This is a genomic window from Dolomitihabitans soli, assembly GCF_022213955.1.
Classification (GTDB): Bacteria; Actinomycetota; Actinomycetes; order Streptosporangiales; family Streptosporangiaceae; genus Streptosporangium_A; species Streptosporangium_A soli.
Map to the genome: position 1 here is coordinate 52,655 of NZ_JAKNTW010000038.1, position 19,212 is coordinate 71,866.

The window sequence follows — 19,212 nt, forward strand, 5'->3', positions numbered from 1 at the left end:
TCCTTACAACAGGTGAACGCTGGAGTCGCGAGGTGTTCAACCGGAGCCAGTGGGCTGTACGGCCGGCCGGTGCATCGGCATGTGGGACGGTCTATACTCGTTATCTTAACGCTATGACGCGGAAAGCGGACAGAACTCCCAGTAAAAGGAGCATACCAAGGCCATGTCGAGTCGTCAAGTGTCAAGCCCTCAGATCGAAGCCGAGCAGTCCTACATCACCATGCTGTACTGCCACCTCGACGAGGCGCGTGAGCGGGCCGAGACGTCTCTGGGGGAGGCGCACCGCAGTCCCGGTGTCGGCACCGCTCGGGGCATGGTCGAGCGGGAGATGTTCTCCGGCGAGTACGCCAGGCGCCTCGCCCAACTCAACGGGGTGGAGCACGGCCTGTGCTTCGGCCGGATCGACGACTCCGGCGGCGAGACCCTCTACATCGGCAGGATCGGGTTGCGCGACGGCGACGGCGAGCCGGTCCTGATCGACTGGCGGGCCCCGGCCTCCCGCCCGTTCTACACCGCCACCCCCGGCAACCCGGGTTCGCTGGTACGGCGCCGCCACCTGCACACCCGCAACCGGACCGTGGTCGGCGTCGACGACGAGGTGTTCGACCTCGATCGGATGAGCGACGCCGACCGCCGGTCGCTGGTCGGGGAGGCCGCGCTTCTGGCGACGCTGCGCCGGGCGCGGACCGGCAAGATGAGCGAGGTGGTGGCCACCATCCAGATCGAGCAGGACCGCGTGATCCGCTCGGGCCTGCACGGGACCCTCGTGGTCCAGGGCGGTCCCGGCACCGGTAAGACGGTTGCCGCGCTGCACCGCGCCGCCTACCTGCTCTACACGCACAGGGACGTCCTGGAGCGCAGGGGTGTCCTCATCATCGGGCCCAACGACCTGTTCTCCCGCTACATCGAGCAGGTGCTGCCCTCCCTCGGCGAGAGCGATGTGGTGAGGACCACACTCGGGCGGCTCTATCCGGGCATCGCGGCGACGGCGGCGGATGGCCCGTCTCAGGCTGTGATCAAGGGTGACCTGCGGATGGCCGAGGTGCTGGCGGGAGCCGTACGAGATCGGCAGCGGGTCCCCGAAGGGGACCTCGAGGTCAAGATCGCCGCTCGGACGTCGGTGCGCGGCGGCAAGGAAGTCGTGGTCGACTGGTCGACGCTCCGCGTAGACCACGACACCTGCGTCATCGCCCGCGACCGCGCCCGTGCGCTGCGCAGCCCGCACAACGAGGCCCGGCACGTGTTCGTGCTCGACATGCTGCGGGCGCTGGCCACCGCCGAGGCCGAGCAGTACGAGCGGCTGATGGATGAGGAGGAGCTGGGGGTGACGCTGCCCGACGGCGGCGACTCATGGCTGGAGCTGCCGCCCGACGAGGAGGAGATGCGGGTCGACGAGGAGGAGACGCTGCGGGAGGCGTGCCGGGTGCTGTGGCAGCAGCCGACGGTACGGCAGGCGGTGGACGAGCTGTGGCCGATCCTCACCCCGGAGCGACTGGTCGGCGAACTGCTGGCCGACTGGGAGGCGATGCTCTCGGCGGGTCTGGATGCCGGTGAGACCGGGGAGCTGCTGCGTCCGCCGGGTGCGCCGTGGACGGTGGGTGACGTGCCGCTGCTCGACGAGGCCGCCGAGCTGCTCGGCGCCGACCTGACCGGCGATGAGGAACGGGATCGGGCCAACGCCGCCGAACGGCGCGACGAACGGGCCTACGCCCAGGACGTGCTGACCTACAGCGACGACTTCGAAATCCTGGACGAGGCCGGGGCGAGGCTCGGCGACCTGCTGGACGTCGGCACCCTGGCCGAACGCCACCACGACCGCGGCCCGGCACTGACCATCGCCCAGCGCGCAGCCGCCGACCGGACGTGGGTCTACGGTCACGTGATCGTCGATGAGGCCCAGGAACTGTCGGCGATGGCCTGGCGTTCGGTCATGCGGCGCATCCCGACCCGCTCACTGACCGTGGTCGGCGACATCGCCCAGACGGGATCGGCGGCGGGCGCCCGCACCTGGGAAGAGGTGCTGACTCCCTATGCCGGAGACCGCTGGCGCGAGGAGCGACTGATGATCAATTATCGGACCCCGGCCGAGATCATGGACGTGGCCGCCGACGTCCTGCGCGCCGTGGCTCCTGACCAGGTACCCCCGGAGTCGGTCCGCACCGGCGGGACTCCGCCTCGCGCCATCCGGCAGACGTCACTCGGGTTCGCGGACGTGGTGGAGTCCGAGCTCGCCGCGATCGGCGAAGGGCGGCTGGCCGTCATCGTTCCTGACGCGCGTCATACCGGGTCCGCCGAGGTCGATCTCGAGGCGCCGGTGGTGGTGCTCACCGTGACCCAGTCCAAGGGCCTGGAGTTCGACGCCGTCGTGGTCGTGGCTCCTGACGAGATCCTCGCCCAGTCGCCCAAGGGAGGTCACGATCTCTACGTGGCGATCACCCGGGCCACCAGGCGCCTTGCCGTAGTGCACGAAGCGGAACTACCCGACATGCTCGCCAACCTCGCCCGGTGACGGTGACCTGGCCCCCTGGGCTGCTCGTTGTCGGGGAACGCAACCGGCGCGCCTAGCCGCCGCCAGGGGATGCCTGTTCACCGGCCTCAGGGGCACCCTGGTCAGGCATATGCTCCAAGCGGCCGACGCCATCCGGCTCTACCCGTACACACCAGCCCGCAGGCCATGCATGCTCAATCTCATAGGCGGCGTGCGCCTGATTGAAGTCGATGCGTTTAAAGGTCGCCTTCGTGAACCCGGCGCTCTCGTTGAAGGTCGCCTTCGTGAACCTGGCGCGCTTGCTGAAGGTTGCCTCCTCGAACGCAGCGGGCCCGTTGAAGTTCGCCTCCTCGAACCCGGCGGGCCCGTTGAAGTTCGCCTCCTCGAACCCGGCGGGCCCGTTGAATGTCGCTTCCTCGAACCCGGCGGGCCCGTTGAAGGTCGCCTTCCTGAACCTGACGCGTTCACTGAAGGTCACCGCCCCGAACCAGGCGCTCTTGCTGAAGGTCGCTTGGATAAACGTGGCGCTTTCGCTGAAGGTCGCCTTCCCGAATCCGGCGGGCCCGTTGAAGTTCGCCTCCCCGAACCAGGCGGGCCCGTTGAAGTTCGCCTTCCTGAACCTGGCGCTCTCGTTGAAGGTCGCCTTCCTGAACCCGGCGCTCTCGTTGAAGGTCGCCTTCCCGAATCCGGCGGGCCCGTTGAAGGTCGCCTCCCCGAACCAGCCGGGCCCGTTGAAGGTCGCCCCCCCGAACCAGCCGGACCCGTTGAAGGTCGTCCCCTCGAACCAGACGCGTTCGCTGAAGGTCGTCCCCCCGAACCCGGCGGACCCGTTGAAGGTCGCCTCCCCGAACGCGGCGAGCCCGTTGAAGGTAACGCCTTCGAACGCGGCGGTCCCGTTGAAGGTCACCTCTCCGAACCTGGCGGTCCCGTTGAAGGTCGCCCCCCCGAATCCGGCGGGCCCATTGAACGTCGCGCCTGAGCAGTCCACGGTGACGAAGCGGCATCCTGTGAAGTTGATGTTGATCAGCGTGGCACCAGTGAGATCGAGACTCTTGCCTGGCCAGAAGGGATTCCCCGTTGGGACGGACTCGCGTTCCTCGGGCGGTCGATCGTCTCGCAAGTGTTCTTGGAGGATGCGCTGGGCGGTGAGGCGGACCTGTCTCTCCTCGTGCGAGCCATGTCCTGAGGAGAGCTTGGACGCTCCGGCGATGGTGATACGCGGTACTGACGGCCTCTCGTCTTGGCCGCTTTCCCCGGGGGGAGGGGCGTAAGGCATACGCAGATAGGCACAGATGACGTTGACGATGGTCTGCCGATGGTCAGGATTGTCCTGGGCAAGCCGTTCGAGAGAGTAGAGCCCGCCCAGCCGGACGGGCGCCTTATCGTTGCCGAGCTGCTCGACGGCCTTGGTGAAGAGTTCGGTGACGCGGCGTTCGGTGGCGTCGTGGTCGGTGCGGAGCGCGGTGAGTTCCTGGTGGCGTTGCCGACGGAACGCGAGCATCAGGGTGATGGCTGCGCCGACGCCCGCGCCAGCGGCCAGTGCGGTGCGGAGGGTCTCGTTGTAGGTGTTCGTGGCGTCCGGGGCAGCCGGGGGCATGGTGGCCAGGAGCCACCACAGGCTGCCGGCCACGCCGGCGGCCACCAGGACGGCCGCCGGCAAAATCCACCATGTAGCCGGGCGCGGTGCTCGCAACGCGGGTAGAGGGATGTCCTCGGCGCGTTTCCGGCGATCGAACCAGGTGGAGAGCGGCGGCCGGCGGAACCGGGAGAGGATACGCACACTGTCGTATCAGCCGCTCCTGCTTGATCGTTACCGCAGATAGAGCGAGCAGTGTGTCAGCGGAGCCGCGCCTCGACCTGCACCCCAGTCCACTACCGAGTCGACAGCTGACCGGTGCTGCTGGGCGGTGATGACCGCCCACTCCCGGCCGGTGCTGCTTGGTTCCACGATGAGGTTGCGGGTCTGGAGGGGCCACAGAGCCGGGTCGACGTCGAGCTTCCTGATCACATATCGTGACGGGTGGCGTCCGGCTGGTGTGGGGAGTTCTCTGTTTTGGCCCGCTGGTATCCGTAGTCCAGGTACCGCTGCCACCACTCGCCGGCGTCACCGTCCGGCGAGATCCTGTCCAGGGCCACCATGCCCGCCATGATGGCCGCGCACAGCTCGTCCCGGACCTGGGGCAGCGTCGCCGTGGCGGTCCCGTCGGTGCCCCAGCCCTTCAGCCGCCGGTACAGCTCAGCGGCCTCGTTGGCTTCCTCGGTGACCTTGGCCACCAGTAGAAGTTCCAGGGCCGGGCCGGGGGCGCCGCTGCGCCGCTCGTCCCTGCCGCGTAGTTCCCTGACCTTCGTCCACAGCATGTCGTCCATGCCGACTCTCCGATCTGTGAGGAATACCCAACGAGACCGCTGGGAGCTTTGATCACTTGCTAGCGCCGGGGTGGGCGGCCGAGCTGCCACACCTCCCACCCGGCGGCGACCCACGCGTCCGACTCGACGGCGTTGCGCACATCCACCAGCACCCTGCTGGCCACCAGATCGGCGGCCGCGATGGGGAGCTTGGGGTCAGAGGTGAACTCCGGCCACTCCGTGGCCAGCACGACCAGATCCGCACCCGTGACGGCCTGCTCGACAGTCTCGGCGTATGCCAACTCAGGGTGCAGCATGCGGGCGGCGGCGAGCGCTTCGGGATCGTAGATGACCGGCCGCGCGCCGCGCTCCACCAGTAGCCCCGCCAGACGCAGGGCGGGAGAGTCACGCACGTCGCTGGTCCCGGCCTTGAAGGCGGCGCCGAGGAGCGCGATGGTGCGACCGCTGATCGGGCTGCCGTGCGCCTTTTCGATCAGCGTGACCGCCGCCGGGGCACGGCCGGCGTTGACCGCCTCGACGGCCGACAGCAGCTGGTGCGCTTCCTGCGCGCCCAACTCGCCGACGCGGTGCGTGAACGCGGCCACGTCCTTGGGCAGGCACCCACCGCCGTAGCCGATGCCCGGCCGCATCCCGCCGTGCCCGATCCGCGGGTCGATGCCGATGCCGTACGCCACGGCGTTCACATCGGCGCCGGCGATGTCGCACACCTGGGCCATCGCGTTGATGAACGAAATCTTGGTGGTGAGGAACGCGTTCGCGGCCGACTTCAGAACCTCTGCCGTGGGCGGGTCCGTGACGATCAACGCCACGTCCCCGCGGGCGAGGATCGGCGCGTACACCTCTTCAATCGCGGCGCGAGCCTGGGGGGACGTCAGGCCGGCCACGATCCGGTCGGGGAACAGCGAGTCCTGCACGGCGTGGCCCTCACGCAGGAACTCCGGGTTCCACACCAGGTCCACACCCGGGACCTGCGCGTCGGTGTCGATGATCTCCTGGAGACGTGCGACGGTGCCGACCGTGACCGTGCTCTTCCCGACGATTGTGGCGGGCCTGGACAGCAGCGGGACGAGCGACCGTACGGCGCCGATCACCTGGGCCACGTCGTAGCCGTTGCCGTCCTTACGTAGTGGCGTACCAACCGACACGAAGTGCAGGTCGGCGAAGTCCGCAGCCTCCCGCATGTCGGTGGTGAAGCGGAGCCGCCCGGAACCGGTGTGCTTGACCAGCAGTTCCTCGAAGCTGGCTTCGTAGAAGGGCGGCTTTCCCGCCCCCAGAGCCCGGCACTTCTCGGCATCCAGCTCGACGCCGATCACCTCGTGGCCGAGTTCGGCCATCGCCGCGGCGTGGGGGGCGCCGAGGTGGCCGCAACCGATCACGGAAACACGCATCGTAGATCCTGTTCGTTGTGGTTTCTGGGACGCACAGAGGCGTGCGCCCCAGAAAGCTACCGCGCCCCGGGGGTGGTTCCCCGGCATGCTGGAAAACCGATCAGACCTGGAGCCGCAGAAGGCCGCACAGCCGCTCCAGCGCGGGGATGGCGGCCTGCCGGACCACGGTGTCGCCGTTGCGAGCACCCTCGATCGGGTATGCCTTGAAGACGCCGTTCTCCCACAGCCCTTCCGGGTCCACGAAGAAGACCTTCATCCCTTGCGCTCTGGCCCTGGCCTGGACCTCGCGCCGGTCCGCATGCAGCCCGATCACCAGCAACGCCTTCGCTTCTGGCAGCAGCGGCATCCCGAACCGGTCCCGTCCGGGCATGCCCGCCTTGACCCACCCGTGTAGGCGGCCTGGACCTCGTCCCACAGATTCCGGTGGCCGCCCTGAACCACCTCGCAATGTGCGGCGCCGTCCGTGGACTCGCAGACCGCCCACGACGTCTCGGCGAGGTCCTGGAGCCGCATCGTGCGACGCCATCCGCCGTCGTCGCGGTCGGTGGTGCTGCTGGTGATGACGTCGCGTTTCCATCGGTCCAGTCCCCGCATGTGGCGAACGCGTTGCACGGGTTCGTCCTACGTTCGGTCCGTGCCCTCCTGGGGGTGCGGATATGCCCTCCTACCTGCCGTCCAGCGCGGTATTCGGCCCGCTGGGCCACCGCTCGTGCGCCAGTGAGGCGTTGGTTAGGCAGGATGTGGTTAGCCATATTCGCGATATATCGACATCAGGGGGCCTAATGGCGAGAAAAGGGTCGTACGCGCTCCTGGCGGGGGCCGCGGTCGCCGCCGCGGCGGCCGGGGCGTGGGTGGCACGGGACATCAGGGCCTCGCTCGGCGCGGCGCCCTCGGGTGAGCGGGCGTTACGGGTCCGGCGGTCGCCCCAGTTCGGCGGGACCGCTTTCCGCAACACGGTGCCGGCCGACGTGGTGCCGCCGGGAACGCGGGCGAAGGTCCTGCGGGAACTGCTCTTCGGCAAGCAGACGCGCAAGCCCGCCGTACCCGTGCCGGTCGTGACCCCGCGCTCCGGCGGCCCGGCGGCGGAGGGACTTCAGGTCACCTGGTTCGGGCACGCGACCGCACTGGTGGAGATCGAGGGACGCCGGGTGCTGTTCGACCCGGTGTGGAGCGACCGTTGCTCGCCCGTCCCGCTGGTCGGGCCGCGCCGGCTGCATCCGATGCCGCTGCCGATGGACCGGCTCCCGCACCTCGACGCGGTGGTGATCTCCCATGACCACTACGACCACCTCGACATGGCCACGATCCGGGAGCTCACCCGCACCCGGGCGGTGCCGTTCCTGGTGCCGCTGGGCATCGGCGCCCACCTGGAGAAGTGGGGCGTGCCGTCCGCGCGGATCGTCGAGCTCGACTGGGAGGAGGAGGCCGTCATCGCGGGCCTGCGGTTCGTCGCGACGGCCGCGCGGCACTTCTCCGGACGTTCCCTGGCGCGCAACCCGACCCTGTGGAGCTCCTGGGTCGTCGCCGGACAGCGGCGGCGGGTGTTCTACACGGGTGACTCCGGCTACTTCGACGGCTACGCGGCGATCGGCGCCGCGCACGGGCCCTTCGACCTGACGTTGATCCAGATCGGTGCGTACAGCCCCGCCTGGCCCGACATCCACATGAGCCCGGAGGACGCCGTCACCGCCCACCTCGACCTGCGCGGCGGGGTGTTCCTGCCGGTGCACTGGGGCACCTTCTCGCTCTCCTACCACTCCTGGCGGGACCCGGTCGACCGGCTGTGGCGCGAGTCGAAGGACCGGGGCGTACGGCTGGCCGTACCCAGGCCGGGGGAGCGGATCGACGTGGACGACCCGCCTCCGGTCGACGGCTGGTGGCAGACCCTGGCCCCCGCCTGAGCCCCACCTGTGCCGGTCGGCCGCCGTCGGGCCGCCGACCGGCACAGGCGCCTGGTGACCGGGGTCAGCCGGGCGGGGTCTGGCCGTTCTTCGCGACCGGGACGGCGAGCTGGTTCGCTCCGGTGAGCGTCACGGTCTCGGCCGGAAGATTCCCGAGCACCGGGTTGAGGTGCCTCAGGGAGAGGGTCACGGGTGTGATGGCCGGCGCGACGATGTCGTACTTCTCAAGGTCTATCCACCGCACGATGTTCAGCACGTCGGCCGGAATGACGTCGCCGGCCTTCTGCACGGGCACGCAGAGCTGGCGGGAGAAGGTGACCTGCGCGGACTGTGTGGGGATCTTCCCGACCAGGACCGGGTTGAGCTGCCTGAGGCTCAGCTGCCGGTTCATCGAGGTGTTCGGGGTGATCCCGTAGCACTTGAGGTCGATGTGCGAGACGAGCGACAGCACCTCCGTGGGCGGGATCACGTTGTTCTTCGCGACCGGGACGCACAGGTGCTGCGGCACGTTCACGGCGACCTGCTTGCGCGGCAGGTCCTGGAGCACCGGGTTGAGGTGGTTGAGCACGAGCGACGTGTTCGCCGAGGTCCCGGTGATCCGGTAGCACGACAGGTCGACGTACTTGATGAAGTCGAGGGCCGGCGTCGGCGGCTGCACGTTGTTCTTCGCGACCGGGACGCACAACTGCTCCCGGGGGCCGAGGTTGACCTGCTCGACGGGCAGGTTGGCGAGCACCGGGTTGAGGTGCCGCAGCGTGAGCGTGGTGGCCGGCGGCTGGTACGTGTTGGTCTTGAAGCACTCCAGGTCGAGGTTCGACACGAACGCCTTCGGCGTCGGCAGCGCCAGCGCGGTGGCGGGCGGCGCGACGAGGAACGCCACGGCGACCATCCCGAGAACAGCCGATAACAGACGCCGGACCATCGGCTTCGTACCCCTGCGATCCCCGTTGACGGAACTGTTCATTGCTCCTCCTTTGGGCTGGATCGTGCCTGACGCCCCTGACTCTCTGCCGATGTTCGCGGCCTGACAAGATGACTGTCCGTTCCTGGCCACTCACGGCGAAGGCCGGCGGTTTCGCCGGCCTTCGCCCAGGTGACGAGGGGGGTTCGTGATTCTGGCCGGTGTCTTCGGGGCCGGTGTGGCCGCCCGGGTCACCGGTTCACGGTCAGTTCTTCGGCAGCCTGCCCAGGCCGCGGGCGAGAATGGTGGCGGTGTCGGCGATGACCTTGTCGTCGTAGACGCCGTCGGCGGCCCGGCGGTTGGTGTAGATCGACATGATGATCGGGGCGGCGGCCTTGTCGGGCCAGATGACGGCGATGTCGTTGGCGACGCCGTACGCGCTGCCGGTGCCGGTCTTGTCGCCGATGGTCCAGGACTTGGGCAGGCCGGCGCGGATGCGCGCGTCGCCGGTCTCGCTCGCGCGCAGCCAGCCGTTCAGCGTCGCCCGGTCCTTCGGGTTCAGCGCGTCACCGGCCGTGACCTTGCTGAGGTCGCGGGCCATCGCCCTGGGAGTGGTGGTGTCCCGCCTCTCCTTGGGGGTCCAGTCGTTGAGCTCGGTCTCCCAGCGGTCCAGGCGGGAGATCGGGTCCTTCAGGGTGCGGAGGTACCGGGTCAGCCCCGCGGGGCCGCCGAGCTGCTTCAGCAGCATGTTGCCGGCGGTGTTGTCGCTGCGGGTGATGGCCGCCTTGCACAGCTGGGCGACGGTCAGCCCGTCCGCCACGTGGTTCTCGGTGATCGGGGAGCCCGGCTTCACCTCCGCGGCCGTCCAGCGGACGACTCGCTCCATCAGTCCCGGGTCGGAGGTGCGGGCCTTGTGCAGCACGGCGGCGGCGGCCATCGCCTTGAAGGTGGACAGCATCGGGAAGAGCTCGCCCGACCGGTAGGCCACCGTCTTCCCGGTGGCCAGGTCGATGGCGTATCCGCCGATACGTCCCTTGTGGGATGCCTCCAGCGCGCGTAGCGCCCGCCGGGTGGCGGCCTCGCCGGTCGACGGCGCCCGCAGATCGCCGAGGACCGCCTGCCCGCGCACCGCTGCCGGCGGGGCCGAGGCCGAGGCGGTGCTCCCGCCGTAGACGGCGCCGCCCGCCAGAAGGGCGACCGTCAACGCGGTCGCCTTCAGCGCGGTCGGGAAGCGGCGGGGATTGCGGTGGGTCATGCGACGTCCTTGCTCTCGTCCGTCAGAGGGCAGGAGCAAAGCAGAGCGGATCGATCGGTGTCCAATAAGGATATTGGGAAGAGATCGATATCGATTCACGTATGAACACAGTTCAGACACGCCGCCGACCGTGCCTCGACGTCCGGCCGGCGCGCCCCCGTCCGCCCGCCGCGAACGCCGGGGCGTCGGGGCGGGATCTAGTTCGGGCGGCTGTACAGGTAGAGGCCCTTGGCCAGGGTGGTGGTGCGCTTCACCGATTCCTGCCAGCTCGCGCCGGCCGGGTGGGCGGTGAGCAGCACGATGATCAGCCGGTCGCCCGTGCCGACCAGCCCCGTCGTGTGGAGTACGGGACGGCCCAGGTCGGGCACCACCGGCAGGGCGGCTTGTTCGGGCACCGACGCGGCGGGGCGGGCGGCCCGCTCGGTCACCGAGGTGGTGGAGGCGGTCACCGAGGTGGTGGAGGCGGTCACCGAGGTGGTGGAGGCGCGGGCGCACGGGACGGGAGGCGTGGTGCCGAAGCCCGACCAGCCCTGCTTCACCGCCCACGGCCGGGGGACCGCGTCCGGGATGCCGAAGGACTGGTCGAACCCGTCGGTGCCGCACTTGGCCGCCTTGCGCAGGTGGCCGAGGATGAGACCGCTGACCTTGGGGTCGGCCCGGTCGAGCAGGTAGCGGTAGGTCCGGGTGATGTCGGAGGCGCTGATCGCGGTGTAACCCCAGAAGCCCGGCTTGTACTCGGGCGGCGGGGTGGTGTCGGCGAGCTGCAGCTTGCGGGCCATCCGCTGGATGATCTGCTTCTGGCCGCCGCGCTGCCACAGGGTGGTCGCCGCATTGTCGTCGCTGGCCCGCAGCATGACCTTGAGCAGGGCCTGGTCCTGCGGGGTCACCGACTTCCTCGACTCCAGGAAGTCGATCGCCATCAAGATCTTGACCACCGAGGCCGATCTGAACGGGCGGTGGGAGTTCCGATGCGAGGTGATCTTTCCGGTCTTGCGGTCGAAGACGACGTAACCGGCGGTGGTGCCCGGCGGCACCTTCGGCTGCTTCGGCCGCGCTGCTGTACGGGTGGCCGATGTGGTGGCCGGGGTGGTGGCCGGGGTGGCGGCCGGGGTCGGGGTCGCCTCGGCGACCCGACCGCTCCCAGGCGCGGCCGCCGCCTCGGTCTCCGATGCCGCGGGCGCGCACGCCGCGACGAGAGGTACGGCTGCCACGGCGGCTACCAACGGTTTAAATCGCATCATTCGGAAATGACTACCAGATCACGTGATGCTTCGCGATCTGGTAGATATCAGGACTGGCGTTCCAGCACCACCACGGGGATCTCCCGGGCCGTCTTCCGCTGGTAGTCGTCATAGTCGGGCCAGACGGCGGTCATGGTCCGCCACATGTCGGCCTTCTCCTCCGGCGTCGCCGTACGGGCCCTCGCCGTGAACCTGTCGCCCTTGACCTGTACCTGCACCTCGGGGTCGGCCGTGAGGTTGAGGTACCACAGGGGTGGTGCGTCGTCGCCGCCCTTGGACGCGACGACCAGGTAGTCGTCGCCGTACTTCTGGTAGATGAGCGGGGAGTTGCGCCGTTTGCCGGTCTTGCGGCCGGTGGTGGTGAGGATCAGCGTGACGGTGCCGTTCCAGTCGTGGCCCTCCTCGCCGTCGGTCTCCTGGTATCGCTTGACGTGCTCTTCCCCGAATAGCATGTGCGGTCCCGTCATGGTCGTGGTCGGTCGTGAGTCACCTACCCCAGGGAACGGTGTCCCTCCCATTCGTCCTCCAGCGCGGAGTGCACGATGGAGTCGCGCCAGGCGCCCCTGGCCCGCACGTGGTGGCGGATCCTGCCCTCCTCCACCATGCCCGCGACCAGCATGGCGAGCTGGGCGGCGGTGTTGGCGGGAGACCGGGCGCCCCAGAGCCTGTGCAGTCCGAGCGAGGTGAAGCCCAGGTGGAGCATCAGCCGGACGAGGTCGGTGCCCATGCCCCGGCCCCAGTGGTCGGGCCGCAGGCCGAGGCCGATCTCCGCGCTGTGCGGATGGTCGATCTCGATGCTGATCCTGGCGACTCCGATCACCTCCCCGGTGTCCACCTCGGTGGCGGCGAGGACATAGAGCCGGCGGGGTTCCGTCTCCGCCGTCCGCAGCGCCTCGGCCACGATCTCGGCGACCTCTTCGTGGGTGCGTGGCTCGAAGGGCAGATGCTCGGTGGCGGCCGGGTCGCCGTAGACCGCGTGCAACGCGTCGACGTCGTCGGGGGCCACTTCGCGCAGCCCCAGCCGTTTTCCGGTGATCTCAACACCGCGCATGGGCCCGACGCTAACCCCTCAACCGCCGCAGAGCCAGTGATCGACGGGAACGATGACCCTTTTGTCCAATTGGGCGTCACGTGTGCTTGTATTGGGGCGTGCTTGACCCCGAGGGTGACGAGTGACGCGTCGTGGCCCCGTCGTAGCCGGGCTCATGCTGACCATGGCCCTGTCGGCGATGGACCAGACCATCGTGGCGACCGCCGTACCCGCCGTCGTCCGCGACCTCGGCCAGTTCTCGCTCTTCCCCTGGGTGATCGCCGCCTACATGCTCACGCAGGCCGTGTGCACACCGATCTACGGGAGGCTGGCCGACGTCAGGGGCCGCAAGCCGATGCTCCTCACGGGCACCTCGATCTTCCTCGCCGGTTCGCTGCTGGCGGGCGTGGCCTGGAACATGCCGATGCTTATCGTGGGCCGTGCCGTACAGGGCGTCGGGGCCGGGGCGATCCAGGCGATCACGCAGACCGTCGCGGGCGACCTCTACCCGATCCAGGAGCGGGGGCGGATCTCCGCCCTGTTCGGCACGGTGTGGGGGGTGTCCGCGCTGGCCGGGCCCGCGATCGGCGGAGTGCTCTCCGAGTTCGCCTCGTGGCGGTGGATCTTCCTGCTCAACCTACCGGTGGGCGCCGCCGCCCTGGTGGTCATCACGATCTGGCTGCGCGAGACCGTGCCGCTCCGGACGGACGCGCAGCGCCTGGACCTCGCGGGCACCGCGCTGCTCGCGGGTGCGATCGTCGCCATCATGCTGGGCCTGCAGACGGCGGCCTGGTGGCTGATCCCCTGTGGGATCGCGCTGGCAGCCGGCTTCGGCTGGTGGGAGAGGCGGGCCGCCGAGCCGCTGATCCCGCCGTGGATCTGGCGTGATCGGATGCTGCTCGGCACCTTCCTGGGCAGCGCGGTGGTCGGCATGGTGCTGATCGCGCCGACCGTCTTCCTGCCGACCTACGCGCAGGGCGTGCTGGGCGCGGGCGCGGTCGCCGCGGGGTTCGCGCTGGCGGTGCAGTCGGTCGGGTGGCCGGTGGCCGCGGCGCTCTCGCCGCGCCTCTACATGAGGTACGGCTTCCGCGACACGGGCCTGACCGGGCTGACCCTCGTCCTCGTCTCCGGAGTGATGTTCGCCCTGCTCTCACCGTCGTCCTCGGTCGCCTACGCCGGGGTGTGCGCCCTCGTCAACGGCGCGGGACTCGGCCTGCTCTCGGTCTCCACGCTGGTGGGCGCGCAGTCCGTGGTGGGCAGGGGGCAGCGCGGGGTGGTCACGGGCGGCGTGGTGTTCTTCCGGATCGCCGGCGGCGCGCTGGGCACCGCGATCTTCGCGGCGGTGGCCGGGGCGAGCCTCGCCGAGCGGGCCGGTTCGGTCGACGAGGCCGCCCGCGCACTGAACGGCGCCGGTCCCGGGGTCGAGGGGGTCAGGCTGGCCCTGGCCGGCGCGGTGCACAACGTCTTCCTCACCATGATCGTGATCACCGTGATCGGCTTTCTCGTCATGCTCATCGTCCCCCGGCGAGGCGTGCCCGAGATCACATCCTGACATCGGCCCGTCCGCATCGCGGTGGTGCCCGCCCTGCTGTTTCCGCGCCCTGGGGTGGCCTACGTCCCGTGGACGCCCGCCGCCTGAAACCCGCTTGCCCGACGGCACCCGGTCCGGGCGTCTCCGTCTGGTCGACGGCGATTCGAACGCGCACAGCTTGATCGCGCGCCGAGAAGCTGGAGGATGCCGGTATGGAGATCGAATCGCTGCCGCTCGGCCGCCGGGTGCCCTTCGCCGTGCACGCCGAGGAACCCCCGCCAGACCGGCCGGCCATCTCGCCCGGCGCGGGCGCGAGCACCTGATGCGGGTCACGACGGTGATCGGCCCCGGGCTCACGGCAGGTCCCGAGTCGGTGGGCGAGCTCGCCGACCGCGAGTCCGCCGCGCTCGGCGTGACCGGCCGTGTCCTGACCGCGCCCGACGTCACCGCCCTCGCGGCGGCCCTCGGCACGGCGGTCCCCGAGGAGGCGCTGGTGGTGCTGCCGGGACCGGAGCCCGCCGCCAGGGAGCTGATGGCCGGGACGGGACCGCACACCGGGCGGACCGTCTGGCTCGACCTCCACCGCACCGGGCCCGTTCCGGTCGCGAAGGGCTCGGCCCACCTGTACGGCAGGGGCCTCGCGGGAGTGACGTGGGCCGTGCGGCACGCCGTACACCGGCTGCGCGTGCCCGCGCGCAGGATCGCGTACGGCGGGCATCTCGACCAGTGGGCGGACCTGCGGCTGCCCGCCCCGCCGGGTGAGCCGCCGGGTGACCCGATGGCCGGGCCGTTCGACGGGCGAGTGGGCGGGCCACCGGTGGTGGTGTTGCTGCACGGCGGTTACTGGCGGTCCATCTGGGGGGCCGACCTGATGGACGCGCTGGCCATCGATCTCGCCGGTCGTGGTCTCGCGGTCTGGAACCTGGAGTACCGCCGTCCCGACCTGCACGGGTGGGCGGCCACCACCGCCGACGTCGCCGCCGGGATCGCCGCCGTGGCGCGGGCGGGGCTGGAGCGGGGGCCGCTCGTCCTGCTCGGGCACTCGGCGGGCGGGCAACTCGCGTTCCGGGCCGCCGCCGACGAGCCCGGCCGGGTGGCGCTGGCGGTCTCGCTCGCCGGTGTGCTCGACCTGGTGGAGGCGGAGCGGCGGTTCTCCGGTGCCGGGGCGGTCGAGGGCGCGCTCGGCGGCACCGCGGACGCGCTCCCGGACGTCTACGCCGCCGCCAGCCCGATCACGCGCCTGCCGCTGGGCGTTCCGCAGCTCGTCGTGCAGGGCGCCGGTGACGACCCCGACCTGGTCGACACGGCCCGCAGGTACGCCCGCGCGGCCGGCGCGGCGGCGGTCCACCTCGAACGGCCCGGCGATCACTTCGCGGTCATCGACCCGTCGCGCCCCGTCTGGCGGGAGACGGCCGAGCTGATCATCGCCCGGCTGGCAGGGTGATCCGGTGCCGGGCGCTCAGGGGTTCAGCAGGCCGGCCTCGTGGGCGATGATCGCGATCTGCACGCGGTTGGCCGCGTCCAGACGGGTGAGAACGGCGCTCACGTGGGCCTTGACCGTGCCTTCCACCAGGTGCAGGCGGCGGGCGATCTGGGCGTTGGAGAGCCCGGAGCCGACCAGGCCCAGCACCTCGCGCTCGCGGGGGGTGAGGGCGGCGATCCGGGCGCGGGCGGCGGCCTCGCGGCTCATCCGGCCGCCGCTGAGCTGCGCGATGACCCGCTGGGCTATCCGGGGCGAGAGGTAGGCGGCGCCGTCGGCGACCGCGTGGATGCCGGCCAGCAGTTCGCGTGGATCGCCGGACTTGAGAAGGAATCCGCCGACCCCCTCGTCGAGCGCCCTGGCGATGTACTCGTCCTCCCCGAAGGTGGTCAGCATCACCACGGTCGTGCCGGGCGCGACCACGCGCAGCTCCGCGGCGGCGGCCAGGCCGTCGAGGCCGGGCATCCGGATGTCGAGCAGGGCCACGTCCGGCCGGTGGGCGAGCACCTGGTCGACCGCCGCACGTCCGTCCCCGGCCTCGGCGACCACCTCGATCTCCGGGTCGGCGGCGAGGATGGCCCGCACCCCCGCCCTGATCATGGCCTCGTCGTCGGCCAGCAACACCCGGATCACCGAACCTCCTCCGACGCCGAGTCCGACCGTTTCGACCCGGAGTACACGTGATCGGCGTTCCCCGCCCCGGCCGGCGGGGAAGTCGGGGCCTCCGGTCTGGAGGAGGTGCGGCAGATGGGGGTCATCGAATCCTTCACCATGGGAGACGGGATCTCTCGTCGTGCACCGGGGGAGGAGGTCAACGTGCTCCGTCCCCGGATGGAAAGCGGGCCGTGAGGCGGAACACGCCGGATCTGGCCGAAGCCTCGAAGGTGCCGCCCGCCAGCCGTACGCGCTCGTGCAGGCCGATCAGGCCGAGGCCGCCGCCGTTCGGGCGGGCGGGCCGCGACTCGGGGGCGCGGTTGGTGACGGTCACCGCGATCTCGGCGCCCGCACTGGCCAGCTCGATGATCACGGGAGCCCCGGACGCGTGCTTTGTGGCGTTGGTCAGAGCCTCCTGCACCACGCGGCTCGCCGTGCGGTCGCGAAGCGAGCCGTCGCCGCGCAGCTCGGCCCGCACGCCGTATCTCCTGGCCCGTTCGACGATCTCCGTGACGCTCTCCACCGGCGGGGTCACCGGCGCCCGGTCCTCCTCGCGGAGCACGCCGATGACCTGCCTGAGGCGTTCGGTGGTGTCGGCGGCGGCGATCCTGAGGTCACCGGCGGTCCTGCGGTGCCGCTCGCCGAGATCGGGCGCGACCTCCAGGGCGGCGGCGCGGAGCGCGATGAGGGCGAGGTCGTGGCCGATCGAGTCGTGCATGTCGTGGGCGATCCGGTTGCGCTCGCGGAGCCTGGCCTGCCCGGTCGCCAGTTCCCGCTCGCGGACGCGCGCCTCGGCGCGCTGCCAGGCCATCCGGCCGATCGCATAGGGGAGCAGGCCGCTCAGCAGGGCGCCCGAGAGCACCGGTATCCAGAAGCCGGCGATCGCCGCGTTCCCCGCCGGGGCGAAGGAGACGATGAGGATCGCGAACAGGCCGCCACCCAGGATCGCGGCGTAGGCCAGCAGGGCGGTCCGGGCGCGGTCCATCCGGCGGCCGGCCCCGTAGCCGAACACGACGATCGCGAGGGTGAGCCCGTTCAGCGGGCCGAGCCGCATCGTGTCCAACTGCTCCAAGCCCCACGGGTCCACCGTGGCCAGGCTCTCGTTCACGCTCCACGCGCCGGCCGCCAGCGCGATCATCATGGCGGTCAGCGGGGACCGCCGGCGCAGCAGCATCGCGGCCGTCACGGCGGCCACCCCGACGACGCTCATCGTGACCCCGGCGACGTCCGAGCCCTCGTCCCACCAGGACGGCACGGCGGGGGACAGCCCCGCGGGCAGGCCCAGCAGGGCCCAGAGCGCCACGTCACGCACGCCAAGCCGGTGGTTCGTCACGCTGCGACGTTACTAGGCGGCCGGCACCGCTCACCTCTGCCGGTCGTCACCCGCCACCCCCGACGAAAGTCAGGGGTGCGGCGTCCCACGCGGGCCGATCTCATCGTTTCCCGTGCGGCGGGGGGGTATCGCATCATGAGGCGCACCCATGAGAGGGGTGGCACGATGATCGCACCGGCGACCTCGGAAGAGCGTCCCGCCTCGATTCGGAGGCCAGGGCGTCCCGTCATGGTCCGGGGGCCAGGGCGTTCCGCCACGGGTCTGGGGCGGCGTCGGGCGGCCCGATCCCGGGGGTCGGCCGTGGCATGCCGTACACACCGCGAAGGGAAACGGAGGACCACGTGGAGGTCTCGATCGTCGGCGCCGGCCTGGTCGGCTGCCTGCTGGCGTGCTTTCTGGCACGCCGGGGCCACACCGTCACGCTGTACGAGCGGCGGCCCGACCCGCGGGAGGCGGGCGCGGAGCGCGGCAGGTCGATCAACCTGGCGATCTCCGAGCGGGGTGTCGACGCGCTGCGCCGGGTCGGCCTGGATCAGGCGGTGCTGTCGGCCGCCCTGCCGATGCCCGGCCGTATGATGCACGCCCCGGACGGCACGCTGAGCTTCCAGCCCTACAGCGCGGACGGCAGGCGGGCGATCAACTCCATCAGCCGCGGCGACCTGAACCGCACCCTCCTCGATGCCGCCGCCGAACTCCCCGGCCTCCGGCTGCGCTTCTCCCACCGGCTCGTCGGGCTCGACGTGGACGACGGCGAGATGGAGTTCGACACCCCGGAGGGCCGGGTGACCTGTCGCTCCCCGGTGGTGATCGGCGCCGACGGGGCCTTCAGCGCGGTCCGGGCGGCCCTCCAGGTGCGACCGGGGTTCGACTTCAGCCAGGAGTTCCTCGACTACGGCTACAAGGAGCTGAGCATCCCGCCCGCCGACGGCGGCTACGCCATGGACCCCGGGGCGCTGCACATCTGGCCGCGCGGCCGGTCCATGATGATCGCCCTGCCGAACCCCGACCGCTCGTTCACCTGCACCCTGTTCTGGCCCAAGCGTGACTTCGCCGACGCCTCCCGGATCGCCGACGTGTTCGCCGCCGCCTATCCCGACGCCCACGCCCTGATGCCCGGCCTGGAGGACGACTACCGCCACAACCCCGTCGGCCACCTGGTCACCATCCGCTGCTCGCCCTGGCAGGTGCGCGGCGCGAACGCGGTCGTCGCCCTGGTCGGTGACGCGGCCCACGCCATCGTCCCCTTCTACGGTCAGGGGGCCAACTGCGGCTTCGAGGACTGCGTCGAGCTGGACCGGTGCCTGGCGGAGACCTCCGACGACTTCGCCGCCGCGCTGCCCCTCTTCGAACGGCGGCGCAAGCCCAACGCGGACACCATCGCCGAACTGGCGCTCGCGAACTTCATCGAGATGCGCGACAAGGTCGCCTCCCGCGTGTTCCTCGCCCAGAAGCGGGTCGAGCACGGGCTGGAACGGCTGCTCCCCGGGCGCTACGTCTCCAGGTACGAGATGGTGTCGTTCAGCACCGTGCCGTACGCCGAGGTGCAGCGGCGGATCGCCCGCCAGCGGCGGTGGGTGGCGGCCGTGGCGGGCGGCTGCCTGCTGGGCGCGGCCGTCGCGGCACGGCGGGTGCTGCGCCGTTAG

16 protein-coding genes are annotated in these 19,212 nt (G+C 70.7%); 5 read left to right on the forward strand and 11 right to left on the reverse strand.

Features of this window, described 5'->3' with window-relative positions:
* Positions 1–163 precede the first annotated feature (163 nt).
* Complete coding sequence (locus MBA17_RS43050; protein WP_238503721.1) at positions 164–2,509, forward strand: HelD family protein; 2,346 nt, start codon at positions 164–166, stop codon at positions 2,507–2,509.
* 52 nt (positions 2,510–2,561) lie between these two features.
* On the opposite strand, the gene MBA17_RS43055 is transcribed toward MBA17_RS43050, so the two are convergent.
* From MBA17_RS43055 to MBA17_RS43070, 4 genes are all read right to left on the reverse strand, one after another.
* The gene (locus tag MBA17_RS43055) at positions 2,562–4,148 is read right to left on the reverse strand and encodes a pentapeptide repeat-containing protein (RefSeq protein ID WP_238503722.1); all 1,587 of its coding nucleotides are present in this window, start codon (positions 4,146–4,148) and stop codon (positions 2,562–2,564) included.
* A gap of 344 nt (positions 4,149–4,492) precedes the next feature.
* A complete protein-coding gene (locus MBA17_RS43060; protein ID WP_238503723.1) occupies positions 4,493–4,855 on the reverse strand; it encodes a nucleoside triphosphate pyrophosphohydrolase family protein in 363 nt (120 codons plus the stop codon).
* A 59-nt stretch (positions 4,856–4,914) separates the two neighbouring features.
* A complete protein-coding gene (locus tag MBA17_RS43065) occupies positions 4,915–6,243 on the reverse strand; it encodes a UDP-glucose dehydrogenase family protein (protein WP_238503724.1) in 1,329 nt (442 codons plus the stop codon).
* 100 nt (positions 6,244–6,343) lie between these two features.
* Entirely contained in the window at positions 6,344–6,613 is a 270-nt protein-coding gene (locus MBA17_RS43070) for a hypothetical protein (RefSeq protein WP_238503726.1), read from the reverse strand.
* 412 nt (positions 6,614–7,025) lie between these two features.
* Between MBA17_RS43070 and MBA17_RS43075 the strand changes: the two genes are divergently transcribed.
* Positions 7,026–8,144 (forward strand): MBL fold metallo-hydrolase, encoded by a 1,119-nt coding sequence (locus MBA17_RS43075; RefSeq protein WP_238503728.1) that lies wholly within the window; start codon positions 7,026–7,028, stop codon positions 8,142–8,144.
* Positions 8,145–8,208: 64 nt separating this feature from the next.
* Here the strand turns inward: MBA17_RS43075 and MBA17_RS43080 are convergent, their stop codons facing one another.
* From MBA17_RS43080 to MBA17_RS43100, 5 genes are all read right to left on the reverse strand, one after another.
* Positions 8,209–9,108: a hypothetical protein gene (locus MBA17_RS43080; protein ID WP_238503729.1), complete on the reverse strand. Its 900-nt coding sequence runs from the start codon at positions 9,106–9,108 to the stop codon at positions 8,209–8,211.
* A gap of 202 nt (positions 9,109–9,310) precedes the next feature.
* A complete protein-coding gene (bla, locus tag MBA17_RS43085; protein WP_238503730.1) occupies positions 9,311–10,300 on the reverse strand; it encodes a class A beta-lactamase in 990 nt (329 codons plus the stop codon).
* Between the two features lie 197 nt (positions 10,301–10,497).
* A complete protein-coding gene (locus tag MBA17_RS43090; RefSeq protein WP_238503731.1) occupies positions 10,498–11,511 on the reverse strand; it encodes a serine hydrolase in 1,014 nt (337 codons plus the stop codon).
* A 77-nt stretch (positions 11,512–11,588) separates the two neighbouring features.
* Positions 11,589–11,993: a nitroreductase family deazaflavin-dependent oxidoreductase gene (locus MBA17_RS43095; RefSeq protein WP_238503732.1), complete on the reverse strand. Its 405-nt coding sequence runs from the start codon at positions 11,991–11,993 to the stop codon at positions 11,589–11,591.
* A 38-nt stretch (positions 11,994–12,031) separates the two neighbouring features.
* Positions 12,032–12,592: a GNAT family N-acetyltransferase gene (locus tag MBA17_RS43100; protein ID WP_238503733.1), complete on the reverse strand. Its 561-nt coding sequence runs from the start codon at positions 12,590–12,592 to the stop codon at positions 12,032–12,034.
* Between the two features lie 121 nt (positions 12,593–12,713).
* On the opposite strand from MBA17_RS43100, the gene MBA17_RS43105 reads away from it, so the two are divergent.
* Complete coding sequence (locus tag MBA17_RS43105) at positions 12,714–14,123, forward strand: MFS transporter (RefSeq protein ID WP_238503734.1); 1,410 nt, start codon at positions 12,714–12,716, stop codon at positions 14,121–14,123.
* A 301-nt stretch (positions 14,124–14,424) separates the two neighbouring features.
* Complete coding sequence (locus tag MBA17_RS43110) at positions 14,425–15,546, forward strand: alpha/beta hydrolase family protein (protein WP_238503735.1); 1,122 nt, start codon at positions 14,425–14,427, stop codon at positions 15,544–15,546.
* Positions 15,547–15,561: 15 nt separating this feature from the next.
* Here MBA17_RS43110 and MBA17_RS43115 read toward each other — a convergent pair whose 3' ends face one another.
* Positions 15,562–16,215: a response regulator gene (locus tag MBA17_RS43115; RefSeq protein ID WP_238503736.1), complete on the reverse strand. Its 654-nt coding sequence runs from the start codon at positions 16,213–16,215 to the stop codon at positions 15,562–15,564.
* Between the two features lie 178 nt (positions 16,216–16,393).
* Positions 16,394–17,569, reverse strand: a complete 1,176-nt coding sequence (locus tag MBA17_RS50790) for a sensor histidine kinase (RefSeq protein ID WP_238503740.1) — start codon at positions 17,567–17,569, stop codon at positions 16,394–16,396.
* 341 nt (positions 17,570–17,910) lie between these two features.
* Between MBA17_RS50790 and MBA17_RS43125 the strand changes: the two genes are divergently transcribed.
* Positions 17,911–19,212 carry an FAD-dependent oxidoreductase gene (locus MBA17_RS43125; RefSeq protein WP_238503742.1) on the forward strand — a complete coding sequence of 434 codons (1,302 nt, stop codon included), beginning with the start codon at positions 17,911–17,913 and terminating at the stop codon, positions 19,210–19,212.